The sequence below is a fragment of the Limisalsivibrio acetivorans genome (assembly GCF_000421105.1).
GTDB lineage: Bacteria > Chrysiogenota > Deferribacteres > Deferribacterales > Geovibrionaceae > Limisalsivibrio > Limisalsivibrio acetivorans.
On the sequence record NZ_ATWF01000001.1, the window covers coordinates 896,443 to 912,352 of the forward strand.

A 15,910-nucleotide genomic window follows, 5' to 3' on the forward strand; every position below is an offset into this window, starting at 1 on the left:
AGAGATGCTTAAATAAATCCACGCATTTGCTGAAGGAGCTTTCAATGAAGATCGTTGTATTAGGCGGTGGCCCCGGCGGTATTCAGTTCACAAAAACAGTTAAGTCAATGAAACCGGAGGCGGATATTACGATGATAAGGCCCGAGCCTTACAGCGTTGTATACTGCGCCCTCCCTTACGTAATAGAGGATATCGTAAAGCGTGAGTCTATACGCAAAAAGAATGAGATGGTAACTGATACCGGCGCAAAGCTTGTTCTGGACAAAGCACTCAGTGTAGACTTTGGAAAAAGAAGTGTTATTACAGAGAAGAACGGCGAATTCAGTTACGACAAGCTGGTTATCGCCACAGGAGCCTCACCCTTTATCCCACCCGTTTGTGAAGGAAGCTTCAACAACGTATTCACTGTCAAGACCGAAGAGGATCTGGATCATATCCTCGGAGCTCTCAAAGACACCACAAGAAAAGCACTGGTTGTGGGCGCCGGAAATATCGGCATAGAAATGGCCGCAGCCTTCAGGCAGAAGGGGCTGGAAACGGTTCTTGCCGAGATGCAGGAATGGGTGCTTCCTAACCTTCTTGATCAGGATATGGCCGAACTACCCGCCCAGGAGATTCGGGAGATGGGGACAGATCTCCGCCTCGGAACCGCAGTGAAGACCGTTCAAGGTGAAAGACATGCCCGCAGGGCTGTTTTCAGTAATGGCGACGTAATGGAGCTGGGCGAGGACGATCTGGTGATATTCAGCGTTGGCGTTAAGCCCAATGTGGAGATTTTTGCGGACTCAACCCTTGAGATGGACAGCTTCGGCATCATCACAGATTCAAGGATGCATACTAATATTGAGGATGTATACGCCGTGGGCGACTGTGCATCTTTCTTTTCATTCATAGACCAAAAGCCCGTTGGCGGGAAGTTGGCAACCAACGCTGTTCCTATGGGAAAGATAGCCGCCTACGATCTCCTCGGGCTGGATCTTGAGTATCCCGGCTTTGTGAATGGAGCCATTACAAAATCCGGCAACTGGCGCATGGGTGGAACAGGTTTCACCGAGGAAGAGGCAAAGAAAAGGGGCTTCATAACCATAACAGCGAAGGGTGAGACAACCACAAGGTTCCCCATGATGCCCGGCGCAAAGCGTGTATTCGTAAAACTGGTTGCTGATGCAGATAGCGGAAGGATTATAGGGGGACAGGTTGTTGGAGGCGAAGGTGTGCCCGGCAGGGTAGACACCATAACCCTCGCCATACAGCAGAGGATGACCGCAAAGGAACTCTTCCTTTTCAGCTATTCAGCCCAGCCCTATCAGTCGTTCTTCCCCGCAAGCAACGCCATAGTTCAAGCGGCGGAAAAGATAATGCTTACCCTTAAGGAAAACAATCTCCTGAAGGTTTAGTTCTACATTCCTTTTTATGAGGAACCCCTCCTACACACGCCAAAGGAGCCGGTATTGCTCAGTACCGGCTCCCTCTCCTAATCGGTTATCCCGAGTATCACAGCGGAAGCCTTGAAAGCACCAGCGATGGCCTTTCCCACCTTTATATCCATAGCCTCGGCGGATTCCTTTGTCACAACCCCTGTTAGCTCGCTTCCGCCGTTAAGCCTTATCCTTACGGATGTGTTCACGGCCCCCTCTTCAATGCTCTCAACAACGCCTTCGAGGAAGTTGCGAGCACTCAGCCTACCCCTCAGCTCCGGTTCGGCGATGATCACGCTGGAGGATTTCACAATCGCCCATGCCTCCATCCCCTCCTCAATACCGAGCCTCTCAAGCCCGCCGAGGGTTATTACAGAGGCAATCGTATCACCCCCCTTCAGCTCTATCTCAACGGAGGCGTTCACCTCACCTTTTGATACATTAACCACCCTGCCGAAGTACTGGTTTCTGGCACTTGTACGCATACTGAGCCTCCTGAGCGCATCGTAGAGGGATTCGAAATCGTGGAGATTGTCCTGTGCCTCTTTCACAAAGGTGAACAGGCGTTTCTCGATAAAATCATAGGCCCTCAGCATATCCTCTGCATATTCAGTCAGCTGTGCACCACCGCCGCCGGAGCCCCCCGTTTTGCTCTGAACGAGGGTTTCGGGGCTTATCTCGTTCATCGTGTTTATGGAATCCCACGCACCCTTATAGCTCATCCCCGCCTTTTTCGCCGCACTTGAGATCGAGCCGGATTCTCTCACAGCACGGAGAAGCTCTATCCTTTTCCTTGTTATACTCCCCTTACCGGCAAGCTTAAAACCTATCTCACCATCCAGGCTGAAATCTTTGTCCATAAATGCACTCCCTGATAATCTAAATTTTAGCCCATAAGCCGAGACACTTCAAGAACCCGCTCAACCTCCTTCCCTGATCAGGCTTGCTTAATCATATTCGAATGGTAGCATTTAGGTATAGTATGGAGGGATTGACAATGGCACTCAACGATATTCAAAAGAAGCAATGCGAAACATCCAGATGGAACTTCGACTCCTTAAAGGCGATATTCCTTAACTGTACCCTGAAAAAAAGCCCAGAACTGTCTCACACCAGGGGACTTATAGATATCTCAGCAGAGATAATGCGAAAGAACGGTGTTAAGGTGGATATCCTGCGCCCTGTGGATTATGACATCGCTTCCGGTGTTTACCCCGATATGACCGAACACGGCTGGGAGAAGGACGACTGGCCCATGATATATCAAAAGGTTATGGAGGCCAATATCCTCATCATCGGCACACCGGTCTGGCTTGGGGATAAATCTTCCGTAGCTGCAAATGTGATTGAGCGGCTTTACTCAACATCCGGCAACCTGAACGATTCGGGTCAGTACGACTACTACGGAAGAACTGGTGGCTGTCTCGTGACAGGAAACGAGGATGGTGCAAAGCACTGTGCCATGAATATTCTTTACTCACTACAGCATATAGGCTACACGATCCCGCCCCAGAGCGATGCCGCATGGCTTGGAGAGGCAGGGCCCGGTCCCTCCTATCTGGATGAGGGCTCCGGCGGGCCGGAGAATGACTTCACCAACAGGAACACCACCTTCATGACATGGAACTTGATGCACATGGCTCTCATGCTCCAGAAAAGTGGAGGCATCCCTGCCCATGGAAACCAGAGAACCGAGTGGGAAGCGGGTTGCAGGTTCGACTTTGAAAACCCGGAATACAGATAAATACCTATCATCAAAAGACAGAAACATTAATCGTGCATAAAAAAAGCTCCCCGTAAAAGGGGAGCTTCCTATTGATTCTATATAGAATCAGCTTGGCTGATCTCTAATTACATCAGGGCATAAAGTTTGTCAACTGCCGCTTCGATACCTTCTGATATCTCAAGGATATTCTGACCCAGCATATAGGCGGGGCTTGTGATAATCTTATTCGCCTCATCCACAACAGCCTCCTGAACGGGGCACTGTATGTGCTTCGCGCCAAGGGATTCAAGAGCTCCTGCAACACCCTCTTCGTTACCGATAGTTATGCTGGATTCAACACCTGTTCCGGCAAGGGCCTTGGCAACTATGACTGGTGCGATACAGATCGCCGCAAGGGGCTTCTTCGCATCGAGTGTGCCCTTCACAAGACGAAGGACGTCATCGTTTATCTTTGCATCCGGCCCGTCAACGGCGAAGGAGGTAAGGTTCTTGGCTGCACCGAATCCGCCGGGGATCATCAGTGCATCGAAGTCGGAAACGTTTACATCCTTGATATCACGTATATCTCCTCGGCTTATTCTGGCCGCCTCTACAAGAACGTTGCGGGATTCGCCCTGCATAACGTCCCCTGTGAGATGGTTGATAACGTGCATCTGGTCGATGTTCGGAGCCATATAGATTATCTCGGCACCACGCTTCTCAAGGAAGTATACGCTCATTATGGTTTCCTGCAGTTCGGAGCCGTCATAAACCCCGCAACCACTGAGAACTAGTCCTATCTTAGCCATTGGATCCTCCTCTTAATCATTCTTATACAAGATCCTAACAGCGCAGTTACCCCTTTTCAAGGGTATTTCTAATACTCTCTGCTATGTTCCAGCTCACTCTGGTGCAGTCGTTGAGTGCAATACCGTAAAGTACGTTACCACCTATGTGGATACCGCCGATATCCGAGCATATGCTTTCCACACGCTTAACCCTCTCGGAGTGGCCGGGGTAATACTGGGGTATCGCTTTCTCCCAGCGGAAGGACTGCACAACCTCGGGTGCAGCCTTTACGCCAACAGTATCCTTGATCTCCTCAAGGGCAATGGTAATGAGCTCATCACTCGAATGCTCCATGAGCCTGCGTCCACGCTCGGTGTCCCCCCCCATGATTACACGGATAAGCTTCTTGCCGTCGGGGGCTCTTTCGGGAAAGATTGAAGATGTGAACAACCCACCAAGTATTCTTCTATTCTCCAAGCGGGGGATAAGGTAGCCGAAACCATCTAGCTCGTCCTCAATATCCTCGGCACGAAAGCCCATACCAGCAACAAATGCGGGTGAGTAGGCTATATCCGCCATCTCTTTGGCGAGCTCTTCGTTAAGGGGCTTGAGAAACTCCGCAGAGGCATAGGACGGGGAACATATTATGACTTGATCAAATGAATATGTATCCTTATTAGTCTCCACGGTAAACCGCTCACCCTTGTGAACAGCCTTCACCTCGCAGTTTGTCACAAAATCCACACCCTTGCTGAGGGAAGCGATATCCTCGATGGCGTTTATGAGCCCACCCTTATATGATGTGAGCACTCCGCCGGGACCGGCAGGGCCGCTCTTCTTTTTCTTCTTCTTAAGCATACCTTTGAAAAGACCGCCGTAGGTCATCTCCAGATCATATATAACGCCGAAGGCGGACTTGAGGCTGAGTTTTTCAGCATCTCCGGCAAAAACACCTGATACCATGGGTGATATCATGTATTCCATCGCCTCTTTGCCAAGCCTTCTTTTGGCGAATTCGGCAACGGTTTCGTCCTTGTCATCCTTCTTTTTGGAAACGAGAATTTCACCCATAAGGCGCATCTTGCCGCCGAAGGATATAAGGTCTGTCTTCATGAATGACGGTGGAGTTTCGGGTACACGAACCAGCTTTCCGTTGCGCATGATAAAGCGCTTCCTTGCCTTGTCGTTACTTCTGTAGAGCTTGTCCGCAAGCCCTGCGTCCTCGAAGAGCTGCAGAGTGTGGGGCTTATTGTCCAGGAAGCCGTTGGGACCCGCCTCAACGCTGAAGCCCTCTTGTCTGGCGGTATCGATACATCCGCCGAGCTTCTTATCCTTTTCCAGAAGTGTAATATTAAGGCCTTCTATCTGGGAGAGCCAGAATGCAGCAGCCACTCCGGATATTCCGCCCCCTATAATTCCGATGTTCATTAATCAACCTCCGTTAAAGCAGTCTCCTTTAATATCATCCGCATGGTTAACGGGCACAAGAGCCTTGCTCACACCACCATAGGAATCAAGGATAGAGCATACCCCCTTCATCTCCTCCCCGGGGATGACGCTCTTGTCCTGCCATGAGATCCTCTGGAGCTTCACAAGCACCCTTGAAGGCTCCTTAACCTTAGATACAAGGGAGTTCACTATACTGTTAACATAGCTCTTTGTTTCGATATCCGAAAGATTAAGCTCGTTTTTTATCTGATCGTGGTAGCACATAACGGCGAAATAGTCGAAGCCCGCCTTCATCAGCCTGTCAATGGACTGGGAATACCACGACATGCCGATCATATCGTCCAGCGGAGTTTCGTAGTAGACATTTGCTGCAAAACGGATGGAAGGGTTCCGTTTAAGAACCGCCATTCTCAGCTCACCAAAGAACTGCGCGAGCATCTCCGTTTTCCACTTCGCCCAAGGGATGTATACATCGTTGCATCCACCGGGAACCTTGGTACGGTTGTTCCCGCCGCTACATGAGAAGAGGGAGTCCGAATCGAGGAATACGCCCGAATCAACATAGTATCGCTGTATAGCGGGGAGGCTTGCCCCCTCACGATAGCGCATGATGAAATCGTCCTGAAAAAGGATCCCGTCTATATCGTAAGCGGCCAGATCCTCGAAAAGCCTTATCAGCTTCCTCCGTACGGCCGGCTTGAATATGCTTGCTCCGTAGCCTTCGCCGCTTGTTCCGCCGTCTATAAAGGTCCGCTCCATGAGTACTGGTGTTTTGAGGAATGACAGGGTTCTGGTTGCCATCCATGCGTAAAGCTTCATCCCTCGGATCTCAGCCTCAACAACTGCACGCTTGAGCAAATCATCAACAACGCATGCTTCCTCAGTATGGAAATAAACACCAGTTGAGCACTCGGAATCCATACCCAGATGATACCTGTCGACGCTGTTGTGGAAAACACGAAGGAAAACGGTGTTCGCACCGGCATCCTGCACCTCGTCGAAGAACCTGCCCAGATCTCCATTATAGGATGGATCAAGGACAAATATTTGCGCACCAGTAAGATGCGGATACTCACGCTCAAGGAGGGTTACCCCCTTGGAATACGCATTGGATGCGAGGACTGTAAGAACAAAGATAATTGAAAGTATTCTCATTTGTCTGTTTTAACTATGATCGGGCTGTATTTTGTGCTCGATTTGACATTTGCAAGCCTCTTCTTTGCCGCCGTGTAGCCCGGTTCCTCACAACAGCGCACTCTGTACCATACACCTTTGCTTCCCAGATCTATTCTAACCATAAAAACATCAGGAAATACAGACTTAAGGGATCGCATCTCCTCCACTGCCTTGTATTTCTCTTTGTAGGCAACCAGTTGAAGAACATATTTAGGACCCGAATCAACCTTTTTTACAGGCTCAGGTTTCGGCTTTGGTTGTGGTTTTGGTTTGGGAGCTGGCTTCGGTTTTGGCTTGGGCTTAGGCTTTGGGGCAGGTTTTGGTTCAGGCGCAGGCTCAGGTTTCGGCTCAGGTTTAGCCTCACGTTTCGGCAACGGCTTCTCCTTTGCCTCATCCTCAGCTTTGGCCGTCTGAACAGGCTTCTCTTCAGGGGCTCGCTCACCCTCACGTACAACGAGATCGCCATTTCCATCGAGAACATAATGGATTCGCTCCCCTTCGCCGGGATCGGTATAAGCACTTCCATTCAGAGGCTTTTTCAACCCCGCAGTGCGGTTGTCACCCTTCGGGGAGCCGAACATGCTCCCCACATACGCAACTAGAACCGCCGCTCCGCCGAAAAGCAGAAAGAATATGAATACTACAAGAATATTCCTGCCGAAGTTATCCTTGTTTTCGGGCAAATCTACATCCTTTCCGGTGCGCTAACACCAAGAAGACCAAGCCCGAAACGAACAGCAGAAGCTACTGCCAGTGCTAGGGAAAGCCTTGCACCTGTGAGTTCGGGGTTATCGGGCATGATGATTACAGTATTGTAGTAGTATGAGTGGAACATGGAGGCAAGATCCTGCAGGTAATAAACAATCCTGTGCGGTTCCCTGTGTGATGCCGCCGATTCCACGATACCCTTGAGCTCAAGTATTTTTCTGGTAATAGCCTGCTCGTCGTCGAGGGTAAGAAGGGACAGGTTCTCACCACTCTTAAACTCAACCCCCTGCTCCTCCGCCTTGCTTAAAAGACTGCAAACACGGGCATGGGCGTACTGAACATAGTAAACAGGGTTATCGGAGGTTCGCTTCTTTGCTAGATCCAGATCGAAGTCGAACTGCGCCTGAAAATCCCTCATGAGATAGAAGAAACGTGAGGCATCAATACCAACCTCGTCCAAGAGCCACTTAAGGGTTATAAACTCCCCTGCCCTTGTGGACATGGAAACACGCTCCCCGTCTTTAACAAGATTCACCATCTGGATGAGCACAACCTCAAAATCCCTGTCGTCATACCCTAGGGCCTTAACAGCGGAATCGAGCCTCTTAACGTATCCATGGTGGTCCGCTCCCCATACATCGATGGAGGTCTGAACACCCCTTTTATATTTGTTCCTGTGGTATGCGATATCCGAAGCGAAGTAGGTGTATTCACCGTTCTGCCTCTGCACAACCCTGTCCTTATCATCGCCGAATTTTGTTGAAGCGAACCAGACAGCGCCGTCCTTATCGTAGACGTGCCCTTTCACTCTGAGCTCGTCGAGGCATTCCTGCACATCCCCCTTATCATAGAGGGATTTCTCACTGAACCATTCATCAAATTCCACACGGAACTGGGCGAGATCATCCTTTATACTGCCGCCGATCTCATCAAGCCCGTAGCTCAGGCAGACCTTCAGAGCCTCGTTTTCGCCCATGAGGTAAACCTTTTTCCCCTCATTCGCATATACGACCTTAGCCACATCCATGATGTAATCACCCTTGTAACCATCCTCGGGGAACGGATACTTTTCGCCGATGAGCTCATGGTAGCGTGCGAGAATACTTTTTGAGAGGTTAAGCATCTGCTTGCCGGCATCGTTTACGTAATACTCCCGCTGAACGGAATATCCGGCTGCCTCGAGGATCCGGGCCACGCTGTCGCCGTAGGCGGCGTTTCTTCCGTGGCCGATATGCAGGGGCCCTGTGGGGTTTGCGCTGACAAATTCAACCATAACCCTTTTGTCGCCACCCATGTCGGAGCGGAAGTGCTTGTCGGAATCGATTGAGTCCCTGATCATATCTTCAAAAAATGAGTTTGATATCCTGAAATTTATAAAACCGGGGCGGACAGCCTCGGCACTTTCCACCATAGGGTGGTTTATCCGTGTGCAGATATCCCCTGCAATCTCAAGGGGGTTTTTCCTGAAAGCCTTCGCGAGCTTGAGTGCGCAGTTAGCGGCAAAATCACCGTGGTCCCTGTTGTTGGGTATCTCCACGGTATATTCAGGGAGGGCGCATTCAATCTCCGCTTCTTTGATCATATCATCAAGTATTTTGTCCAGTTCTTTCTTAAGAGCTTCTTTCAACTTTTCTCACCTCAAGGGATTATCAACCGGGATAGTATCAGCTTGGTGCCGCTAATTCAATAATATTATACTTATCACAAAACCTGCTTAAAAAACATTTGCTTTTAAGCATGCCGATGCTTCAGCAGAGTTTTACAGAGGTAAAAAAGAGTTGAATGTTACCATCCGATAATATACATATATTAAGTATATTTTTTAGGGGCGAAATGTTCGTAGGTGTTAATACACTCAAATTCTTAAAGTTTCACATTAAAAACCCTTATTTCAGTGATAGAATAATATTATTAACTCATTGCAGGTTGGTGGTTGATGAACAGCGGCTTTATAGACAAACTTTCCATACTATACGTAGAGGACGAAGACGCCATACGTGAGCGTCTGTCCAGATTCCTCCAGAGACGTACCCAGACCCTCTATCAGGCTGCAAACGGCCGTGAGGGGCTTGAGATGTTCCATGAGTATAAGCCGGACATCGTTATTACCGACATACGTATGCCCGTTATGGACGGCCTCAGCATGGCAGAGCAGATCCGGGAAGCGGATCACGACATCCCGATTATCATCACCACAGGCCACAACGATGAGGAATTCTTCCTGCGCTCCATTGATATAGGCATAGACAAATACGTCAAGAAACCCATCAACTTCAAAGAGTTTATACAGATCCTCCTGCGCACTGCAAAGACAGTAATCCAGCAGAAGGAGATCGAAGCAAAGAACGAGTTCATCAAAACCGTTCTCGACATCAATCCCCAGCTCATCCTCATCACAGACGGCGAAAGGATAAGCTACCTTAACCAGTCTTTCCTGGATTTCATAGGCTGCACCAGTATCGAGGAATTCAGCGACCGTTTCGGCAGTATCGACTACTTCCTCGTTGAAGAGGAGGGCTCCTTCTATAAGAACAAGAATTTCGCCGAATGGGTCAACTACGCCATCAAGGACCAGTCCGGTCAGCTTTCTGTGGTTATGACCAAAGACTTCCAGAACAGAAGCCGTGAGGATATAGACAAAAGCACCTTTATGCTCACCGTAAACCAGGTTCCCTCCCAGGAGGAATGGCTCCTCAGCTTCAGCGATGTAACAAGGATAGAAGAGGAAAAGCAGCTGTACCGTGTTCTCTCTCTGCAGGACCACCTCACAGGAATATACAATCGTAAAAAGTTCTATGATGAACTCTCCAAGGAGATCGACAGGGTAAACCGCTACCAGCAGAAGCTTAGCGTTATCATGTTTGATGTGGACCATTTCAAGTCGGTAAACGATACCTACGGACACCAGGTAGGTGATAAGGTTCTGCAGGATATCTCCCAAATAGTCCGCAGGGCAATTCGTAAAACGGATGTCTTTGCCAGATACGGCGGCGAGGAATTCACTTTGCTTATGCCCGGAACCCACGAACAGGGAGCTGTGGACATTGCTGAAAGGCTGAGAAGAGAGATCGAGGAGTACAGGTTTGCCCACGGCGGCGGTGTTACATGCAGCTTCGGGGTTGCAGAGATTGACCATAACGATGATTCAGACACCTTTGTCAAAAAGGCGGATGTAGCCCTATACAATGCAAAGGAAAACGGCAGAAACAGGGTGGAGGTTTTCAGAACCGGCGGGTTCTCCTGCATTAAGTAAACCGCACCCTTTCCGGGTAAAAACCGTTTGCCTTGAACCTGTTTTAGTTGTACATTCCGGTCAAGTATTCACCAAGCGGGACGAATAAGTATCGTAGGGTTCTATTGATATAAAAGCGTAAACACCGGCGGGTTTATGATCAAGCTATATAATGTCAGCGTATCTTTCTTTGGAGAAAAAAAGGCACTGGACGGCGTTAACATAAAGGTTAAGCCGGGCGAATTCCTCTATATTACAGGGGAGAGCGGTGCCGGTAAGTCCACTTTGCTCAGACTCATCTATGCGGACCTCTACCCCACAAGAGGCGTTGTTATGGTGGATGGGCAGAATGTCAGCAATATGGATTCAAAAAGCATACCATTCCTGCGCCGGCGGATCGGGGTTGTCTTTCAGGACTTCAAACTTCTGGAGGAAAAATCCGTTTACGACAATCTCAAGATGGCCCTCGAGTTCTTCTATATGGATCCAAAGGCTATGCAGGAGAGGATACACCCCCTTCTCAAACAGCTGGGCATCTTTGTTAAACGTGACACAACGGTGAAAAAGCTCTCCGGCGGTGAGAAGCAGAGGGTCGCCATCGCCCGGGCGCTGATCAATGAGCCCCGTGTTATCCTCGCCGATGAACCCACAGGAAACCTCGACCACGATAATGCAGATTCCATCATGAAACTTCTGCTTGAAAACAGGGACAAGGGCGCAACGGTTATAGTTGCCACCCATGACGACAGACTCATGCAGGAATACCCCGCCAGAACCATCGCCCTCAAGTACGGCAAGGTGAAAGAGGACACAGGCGCTGAGGAGTCGGAAGAAAAGGAGGCCGAGGCATGAACAGGCTGAGAATTATGCTCCAGCACGGTTTCCGGCTCTTCCGTGAAACGATGACCCTCAATGTTGCCTCGGTTATAACCGTTGTCACCGTTCTTTTCATATACAACATGTTTGTGGTGGTCGGCATCAGTGTGGACTCCTTCCTCAAGGAAATGACAAGGGTAAACTCCATACGTGTCTACCTTCGCACAGAGAACAAGATCGCCATAGACGAGCTCAGGAAAGACTTCGCCGACCTGCAGGGTGTTGAGGAAGTGGTGTACTACTCCTCCGAGGATTCCTTCAAGCACCTGCAAGAAACAACGGTAAACATAAACTATCTGGACAAGATACCCGAGGATCTCTTCCCCAGCTTTATAGAGGTTAAGGTTGAGGAGGGGTTTCAAGACGGAGGCTACATACGGAAGCTTGAGCGGCAGATAATCGCCTTTGAGAATGTCGATGTAGCCAGCTACGGTGAGAAATGGGTCCAGAACTTCAGCGACATCCGCTCAGCGGTTAAGCTCTTTATGATAATACTTACCATGTTCCTCACTATCTCCATGGGAATAATCATATTCAACACAATACGATTGAGCCTCTTCCGCTACAGGGAGGATATACAGATATACAGCCTGGTGGGGGCTACACGCTCTTTCATTGAGATGCCCTACCTTATCTCCTCCTTCGTTGAGGTAAGTATCGGCTTTGTGCTTTCCTCCTCTGTTGTGTATGGCTTTATGCTATTTCTTAACAACAAACTTCTCGCCCCTGTGGAGCTGGATTTTGTCCTTCTTCCCGGTCTTGGCTACTATATAAAAACATATCTGTTCCTCATATTTGTGAGCATCATAGCTAGTATGTTGAGCGTAACCTCTTTCCTCAATAAGGTGAAGAGCATCAATGATCCGTAAGATCATCGCAACCGCCACCCTGTTTCTGCTGGCTCTCTCCTCATGGGCCGATTACAACGAGGACAGACTGCTCGAAACAAACTCCTACCTCAAAGAGTTGAAGCAGCAGCTGGACGAGGAGCGTGAACAGCTTGAGGAGATCGAAAACACCAAGAAACAGCTTGCCGAGAAGATCGACAACCTGAACGAAACCATAGATTACCAGAAGAAGCTTATCCGTGAGCTTACCCTCCAATCCAGAGAGGCGAGGGAAGCTGTTATGGCGATGGATAAAGAGATGCGTACTCTAGAGGTGGAGCTGCGCAAACTCCGGGAATCCATCGAGCAGAGTAACATCTATCTTATTGACAACATAGACTATGTTAACGTAAAACTCCTTCTCTTCTCCAAACACTCTAGAGATACCATAAAGAATATGGAGATTGTTGAGAACATAAACCTCCAGCTTATCAAAAAAGTAAGCGCCATCAAGGAGAAGACAACACGCCTCGAACAGCTCACCGAGGAAAAAGAGGCTAAAGCTAAGGATCTTGAGCATCTAGTTCGTGTAAAGCGCAGGGTTATGGACGACTACGAGGCAGAGCAGACAAGGCTCGAACAGCTTGTGGCAGTCATGAAAGAGGATGAAGCGAGCAAGAACGAATACATGAGGCTTCTCAAGGAGAAGCAGGAAGAGTTCGAAAACAAGCTCGATAGGATCCGCAAAAAGATCGAACGTGAGAAAGAGAAAGAAGAGGAGAAGAAAGCGGACTCCTCAGGCTTTGCCTCCCTTAAAGGTAAGCTCGACTGGCCCGTTCGGGGAACTGTAATCGAACACTTCGGGCCGAAAAAGGTCAAAGGATTCAAAGGGACTATACAGAATAAAGGTATAAAGATACGCCCCGGAAAATCGGGGGAGATAAGAACCGTTTACGGCGGCACAGTGAAATACGTTGACACTATAAGGGGGTTCGGCAACCTTGTTATCGTTCGCCACCCCGACTCGTACTTCACTCTGTACGCCAATATGGACAGGGTTAATGTAACAGTGGGACAGGAGCTCGCCAAAGGGCAGGCCATCGGCACCGTGGGAGTTGACCTTGGCGGCGTTGAGTCCTATCTTTACTTTGAAATAAGAAGGCATAATGTTGCCGTTAATCCGGCAGAATGGCTGAAACCTCTCTAGGAGAAGATAAATGAATTTTACTAAGAAACTGCTGCCTGCACTGGCCGCCGTTACAATGATTGCGCTGATTGCGGCGTCCGCCTTTGTTATCCGCACAGGGAGTGTCCATGCGGCAAAGGATGAAAGATATAAAAACCTCGAGCTTTTCTCCGAGGCGATGCACCTTATCGAGCAGAACTACGTTGAGCCCGTTGAGAATAAAAAGCTCATCGAAGGTGCCATCAGTGGTATGCTCCATGAGCTGGACCCCCACTCAACATACCTCTCCGCCGAAGACTTCAACGAGTTCAAGGTGGACACCAAGGGAGAGTTCGGCGGTCTCGGTATAACCATAGGGATGAGGGACAACATACTCACCGTTATATCACCCCTTGAGGATACACCCGCCTACCGCAAAGGCATTAAGGCCGGTGACAAGATAATCAAGATCGAAGATAACTCCACAGCCGGAATTACCCTGAACGAGGCGGTTAAGAAGCTCAGAGGGAAGAAGGGAACGGATGTAACGATAACCATCATGCGCGACACGAAGGACAAGCCTTTCGATGTAACAATAACAAGAGACATCATCAAGATACACTCGGTCAAGCATTCCATGATAGGGGACGATGTGGGCTATATCCGTATAATCCAGTTCCAGAACGACGTATCCGATGAGATAGCAGCTGCCGTTACAGACCTGCGGAATAAAGGGGCAGAAGGGTTTGTTATCGACCTGCGAAATAACCCCGGCGGACTCCTTTCCGAGGCTATCAAGGTATCCAGCATCTTCCTCCCCGCAAACCTGGAGGTTGTTTACACCAAGGACAGAAACGGGCGTGATCAGCACTTCCGCTCCTCTATGCTCTCCACAAAGGAGAAGGAGAAGCCTCTGGTCGTACTCGTGAACGAAGGCTCGGCCTCCGCATCGGAGATATTCTCAGGCGCCGTTCAGGACCACGGCAGGGGAACTCTTATAGGTAAGAACACCTACGGCAAAGCCTCTGTTCAAACAATCATCCCCATCGGCGAGGGTGCAGCCATGAAGCTCACCACTGCAAAATACTACACCCCCAAAGGAAGGATGATTCACGAAACAGGCATCAAGCCCGATGTTGTGGTTGAACAAAAGGATGATGAGATGGATATTCAGGAAGGGGAAGATATCGACCCTGAACTCGTATCCAACACCGCAAAGCCCAAGCTCGACCTTGAAAAGGACGAACAGCTCAAGGCCGCGTTTGACAAGATGAGGGAAATGCTCGGCAATGGCTGAAAAGAAAAGAACACAGAGAAAGCCGGCAGCTAAGAAGCCGGCTTCTAATAAAAGAAAAACCACGGGGACCCGCAAAAGGACCACGAGGAAGAAGAATACTCCTATATTTGAAAGTAAGCAGGCGCTTATACTCGGCGGTGTGCTCCTTGTAGCACTTGCTGTTTTCGGAGGCCTTTTCCTTGGGATGAAGGCCGCCACGGGTGATGAGACCCCATCCGCAAGCCAAGAGGTTCAGCCCAGTGAACAGCCCGATGAGGAAGTGGCCCAGACGGACTATGCAGATATAGACAAGGCTCTGAAGCTTGCCATGTTCAACCTAGGCATCCCCAAGGAGAGCATTACCGAAAGAAGCGTTATGCCCGGTGCCGAGAACACAGTCTTCTACACAATGAAGCTCGACAAGGCTGAACAGGAAAAGCTTGTGGAAGCTGCATCGGAAAGCTTTGAAAAGCTCGGACTCAAAAGTAGCGAGGAGGAAGGCGGCCTCATGGCGGGCAACGGGGAGATCTCCGTTACCCTCGTTTTCCCCGAGGAGAAGCGGGTAGAGAAGCCTGTGGAGAAGCCCGAAGCTGTCGAGAAAAAGCCTGAGCTTGGAGATGATGCTCCCAAGATGGCTCTTTTAATCGATGACTGCGGCTATAACCTGGGACTTGCAAAAAAACTCGCTTCCCTTCAGTACCCCGTCACTATGGCCGTATTACCCCACCTCCCCTACGACAGGGAGACGGCGGACCTTGCAAGAAGTGGCGGCAAAACCGTATTCCTTCACATGCCCATGGAACCCCTCTCCTACCCAGATACGGACCCCGGCAAGGGTGCACTACTGCTGAATATGCCCCCTACCCTCATTGAGGCGCAGGTCAAACGCAACGTGGAGTCTTTAGGGATGATCGACGGCTTCAATAATCATATGGGCTCCGCCTTCACAGAGAACGGCAAGAAGATGCAGCAGGTTCTCACCTTCATGAAGAGCTACACCGACACCTTCGTGGACAGCTATACATCACCCCGCTCCGTGGCGTATGAAACATGCGTGGCTGCCGGGTACAAATGCGGACACAACCGCAAGTTCCTTGACAACAAGGCGGATGCTGAGTATATCAAATCGAAGCTCAGAGAGAGTGCGGACTATGCGAAAAAGCACGGAAGCGTAATCGCCATCGGTCACCTGCGTGACAGCACTGTGGATGTCCTCAGCACATACCTGAGCGAGATAGAGCGTTCCGGCGTTAAGATCGTATCTGTAAAGGAACTTGTAGGCGGTTGAT

The 15,910-nt window shown here is 49.6% G+C and carries 14 protein-coding genes; 8 read left to right on the forward strand and 6 right to left on the reverse strand.

Translation table 11 applies throughout. From position 1 onward, the window contains the following. The first annotated feature begins 44 nt into the window (after positions 1-44). The gene (locus tag K300_RS0104225) at positions 45-1,397 is read left to right on the forward strand and encodes an FAD-dependent oxidoreductase (protein ID WP_022850421.1); all 1,353 of its coding nucleotides are present in this window, start codon (positions 45-47) and stop codon (positions 1,395-1,397) included. A gap of 77 nt (positions 1,398-1,474) precedes the next feature. On the opposite strand, the gene K300_RS0104230 is transcribed toward K300_RS0104225, so the two are convergent. Further along, positions 1,475-2,278: a TOBE domain-containing protein gene (locus tag K300_RS0104230; RefSeq protein ID WP_022850422.1), complete on the reverse strand. Its 804-nt coding sequence runs from the start codon at positions 2,276-2,278 to the stop codon at positions 1,475-1,477. A gap of 137 nt (positions 2,279-2,415) precedes the next feature. Between K300_RS0104230 and K300_RS0104235 the strand changes: the two genes are divergently transcribed. Then, entirely contained in the window at positions 2,416-3,162 is a 747-nt protein-coding gene (locus K300_RS0104235; RefSeq protein ID WP_022850423.1) for a flavodoxin family protein, read from the forward strand. A gap of 107 nt (positions 3,163-3,269) precedes the next feature. Here K300_RS0104235 and elbB read toward each other — a convergent pair whose 3' ends face one another. The 5 genes from elbB to argS are packed head-to-tail and all read right to left on the reverse strand — an operon-like array spanning position 3,270 to position 8,872. Beyond that, the gene (elbB, locus tag K300_RS0104240; protein WP_022850424.1) at positions 3,270-3,932 is read right to left on the reverse strand and encodes an isoprenoid biosynthesis glyoxalase ElbB; all 663 of its coding nucleotides are present in this window, start codon (positions 3,930-3,932) and stop codon (positions 3,270-3,272) included. Between the two features lie 46 nt (positions 3,933-3,978). Continuing rightward, a complete protein-coding gene (gene hemG / locus K300_RS0104245; protein ID WP_022850425.1) occupies positions 3,979-5,340 on the reverse strand; it encodes a protoporphyrinogen oxidase in 1,362 nt (453 codons plus the stop codon). A 3-nt stretch (positions 5,341-5,343) separates the two neighbouring features. Next, the gene (locus tag K300_RS0104250) at positions 5,344-6,516 is read right to left on the reverse strand and encodes a poly-beta-1,6-N-acetyl-D-glucosamine N-deacetylase PgaB (protein ID WP_022850426.1); all 1,173 of its coding nucleotides are present in this window, start codon (positions 6,514-6,516) and stop codon (positions 5,344-5,346) included. Continuing rightward, positions 6,513-7,220, reverse strand: coding sequence for an SPOR domain-containing protein (locus K300_RS16665; RefSeq protein ID WP_022850427.1), 708 nt, complete (start codon positions 7,218-7,220; stop codon positions 6,513-6,515). Before K300_RS16665 ends, K300_RS0104250 begins: the two co-directional genes overlap by 4 nt. 2 nt (positions 7,221-7,222) lie before the next feature. Continuing rightward, positions 7,223-8,872, reverse strand: coding sequence for an arginine--tRNA ligase (gene argS / locus K300_RS0104260; protein WP_022850428.1), 1,650 nt, complete (start codon positions 8,870-8,872; stop codon positions 7,223-7,225). 309 nt (positions 8,873-9,181) lie between these two features. Between argS and K300_RS0104265 the strand changes: the two genes are divergently transcribed. The 6 genes from K300_RS0104265 (at position 9,182) to K300_RS0104290 (ending at position 15,909) form a co-directional block, all read left to right on the forward strand. Further along, a complete protein-coding gene (locus K300_RS0104265) occupies positions 9,182-10,498 on the forward strand; it encodes a GGDEF domain-containing response regulator (RefSeq protein ID WP_022850429.1) in 1,317 nt (438 codons plus the stop codon). A gap of 135 nt (positions 10,499-10,633) precedes the next feature. Then, on the forward strand, positions 10,634-11,329 hold the full coding sequence (ftsE, locus tag K300_RS0104270; RefSeq protein ID WP_022850430.1) for a cell division ATP-binding protein FtsE: 696 nt from the start codon (positions 10,634-10,636) through the stop codon (positions 11,327-11,329). Continuing rightward, positions 11,326-12,222: a cell division protein FtsX gene (locus K300_RS0104275; RefSeq protein WP_022850431.1), complete on the forward strand. Its 897-nt coding sequence runs from the start codon at positions 11,326-11,328 to the stop codon at positions 12,220-12,222. Before ftsE ends, K300_RS0104275 begins: the two co-directional genes overlap by 4 nt. Further along, positions 12,212-13,387 (forward strand): murein hydrolase activator EnvC family protein, encoded by a 1,176-nt coding sequence (locus tag K300_RS15990; protein WP_022850432.1) that lies wholly within the window; start codon positions 12,212-12,214, stop codon positions 13,385-13,387. The genes K300_RS0104275 and K300_RS15990 overlap by 11 nt, the downstream gene beginning before the upstream one ends. 10 nt (positions 13,388-13,397) lie before the next feature. Then, positions 13,398-14,642: a S41 family peptidase gene (locus K300_RS0104285; protein WP_022850433.1), complete on the forward strand. Its 1,245-nt coding sequence runs from the start codon at positions 13,398-13,400 to the stop codon at positions 14,640-14,642. Further along, on the forward strand, positions 14,635-15,909 hold the full coding sequence (locus K300_RS0104290; protein WP_022850434.1) for a divergent polysaccharide deacetylase family protein: 1,275 nt from the start codon (positions 14,635-14,637) through the stop codon (positions 15,907-15,909). The genes K300_RS0104285 and K300_RS0104290 overlap by 8 nt, the downstream gene beginning before the upstream one ends. Position 15,910: the final 1 nt, after the last annotated feature.

Bases quoted from the DNA above. Each gene is read 5' to 3' on its own strand.
- ftsE (WP_022850430.1), top strand. From the start codon at position 10,634: ATGATCAAGCTATATAATGTCAGCGTATCTTTCTTTGGAGAAAAAAAG.
- K300_RS0104230 (WP_022850422.1), bottom strand. From the start codon at position 2,278: ATGGACAAAGATTTCAGCCTGGATGGTGAGATAGGTTTTAAGCTTGCC.
- hemG (WP_022850425.1), bottom strand. From the start codon at position 5,340: ATGAACATCGGAATTATAGGGGGCGGAATATCCGGAGTGGCTGCTGCA.
- K300_RS0104275 (WP_022850431.1), top strand. From the start codon at position 11,326: ATGAACAGGCTGAGAATTATGCTCCAGCACGGTTTCCGGCTCTTCCGT.
- K300_RS15990 (WP_022850432.1), top strand. From the start codon at position 12,212: ATGATCCGTAAGATCATCGCAACCGCCACCCTGTTTCTGCTGGCTCTC.
- K300_RS0104265 (WP_022850429.1), top strand. From the start codon at position 9,182: ATGAACAGCGGCTTTATAGACAAACTTTCCATACTATACGTAGAGGAC.
- K300_RS0104290 (WP_022850434.1), top strand. From the start codon at position 14,635: ATGGCTGAAAAGAAAAGAACACAGAGAAAGCCGGCAGCTAAGAAGCCG.
- K300_RS0104285 (WP_022850433.1), top strand. From the start codon at position 13,398: ATGAATTTTACTAAGAAACTGCTGCCTGCACTGGCCGCCGTTACAATG.
- K300_RS0104235 (WP_022850423.1), top strand. From the start codon at position 2,416: ATGGCACTCAACGATATTCAAAAGAAGCAATGCGAAACATCCAGATGG.
- elbB (WP_022850424.1), bottom strand. From the start codon at position 3,932: ATGGCTAAGATAGGACTAGTTCTCAGTGGTTGCGGGGTTTATGACGGC.
- K300_RS0104225 (WP_022850421.1), top strand. From the start codon at position 45: ATGAAGATCGTTGTATTAGGCGGTGGCCCCGGCGGTATTCAGTTCACA.
- K300_RS0104250 (WP_022850426.1), bottom strand. From the start codon at position 6,516: ATGAGAATACTTTCAATTATCTTTGTTCTTACAGTCCTCGCATCCAAT.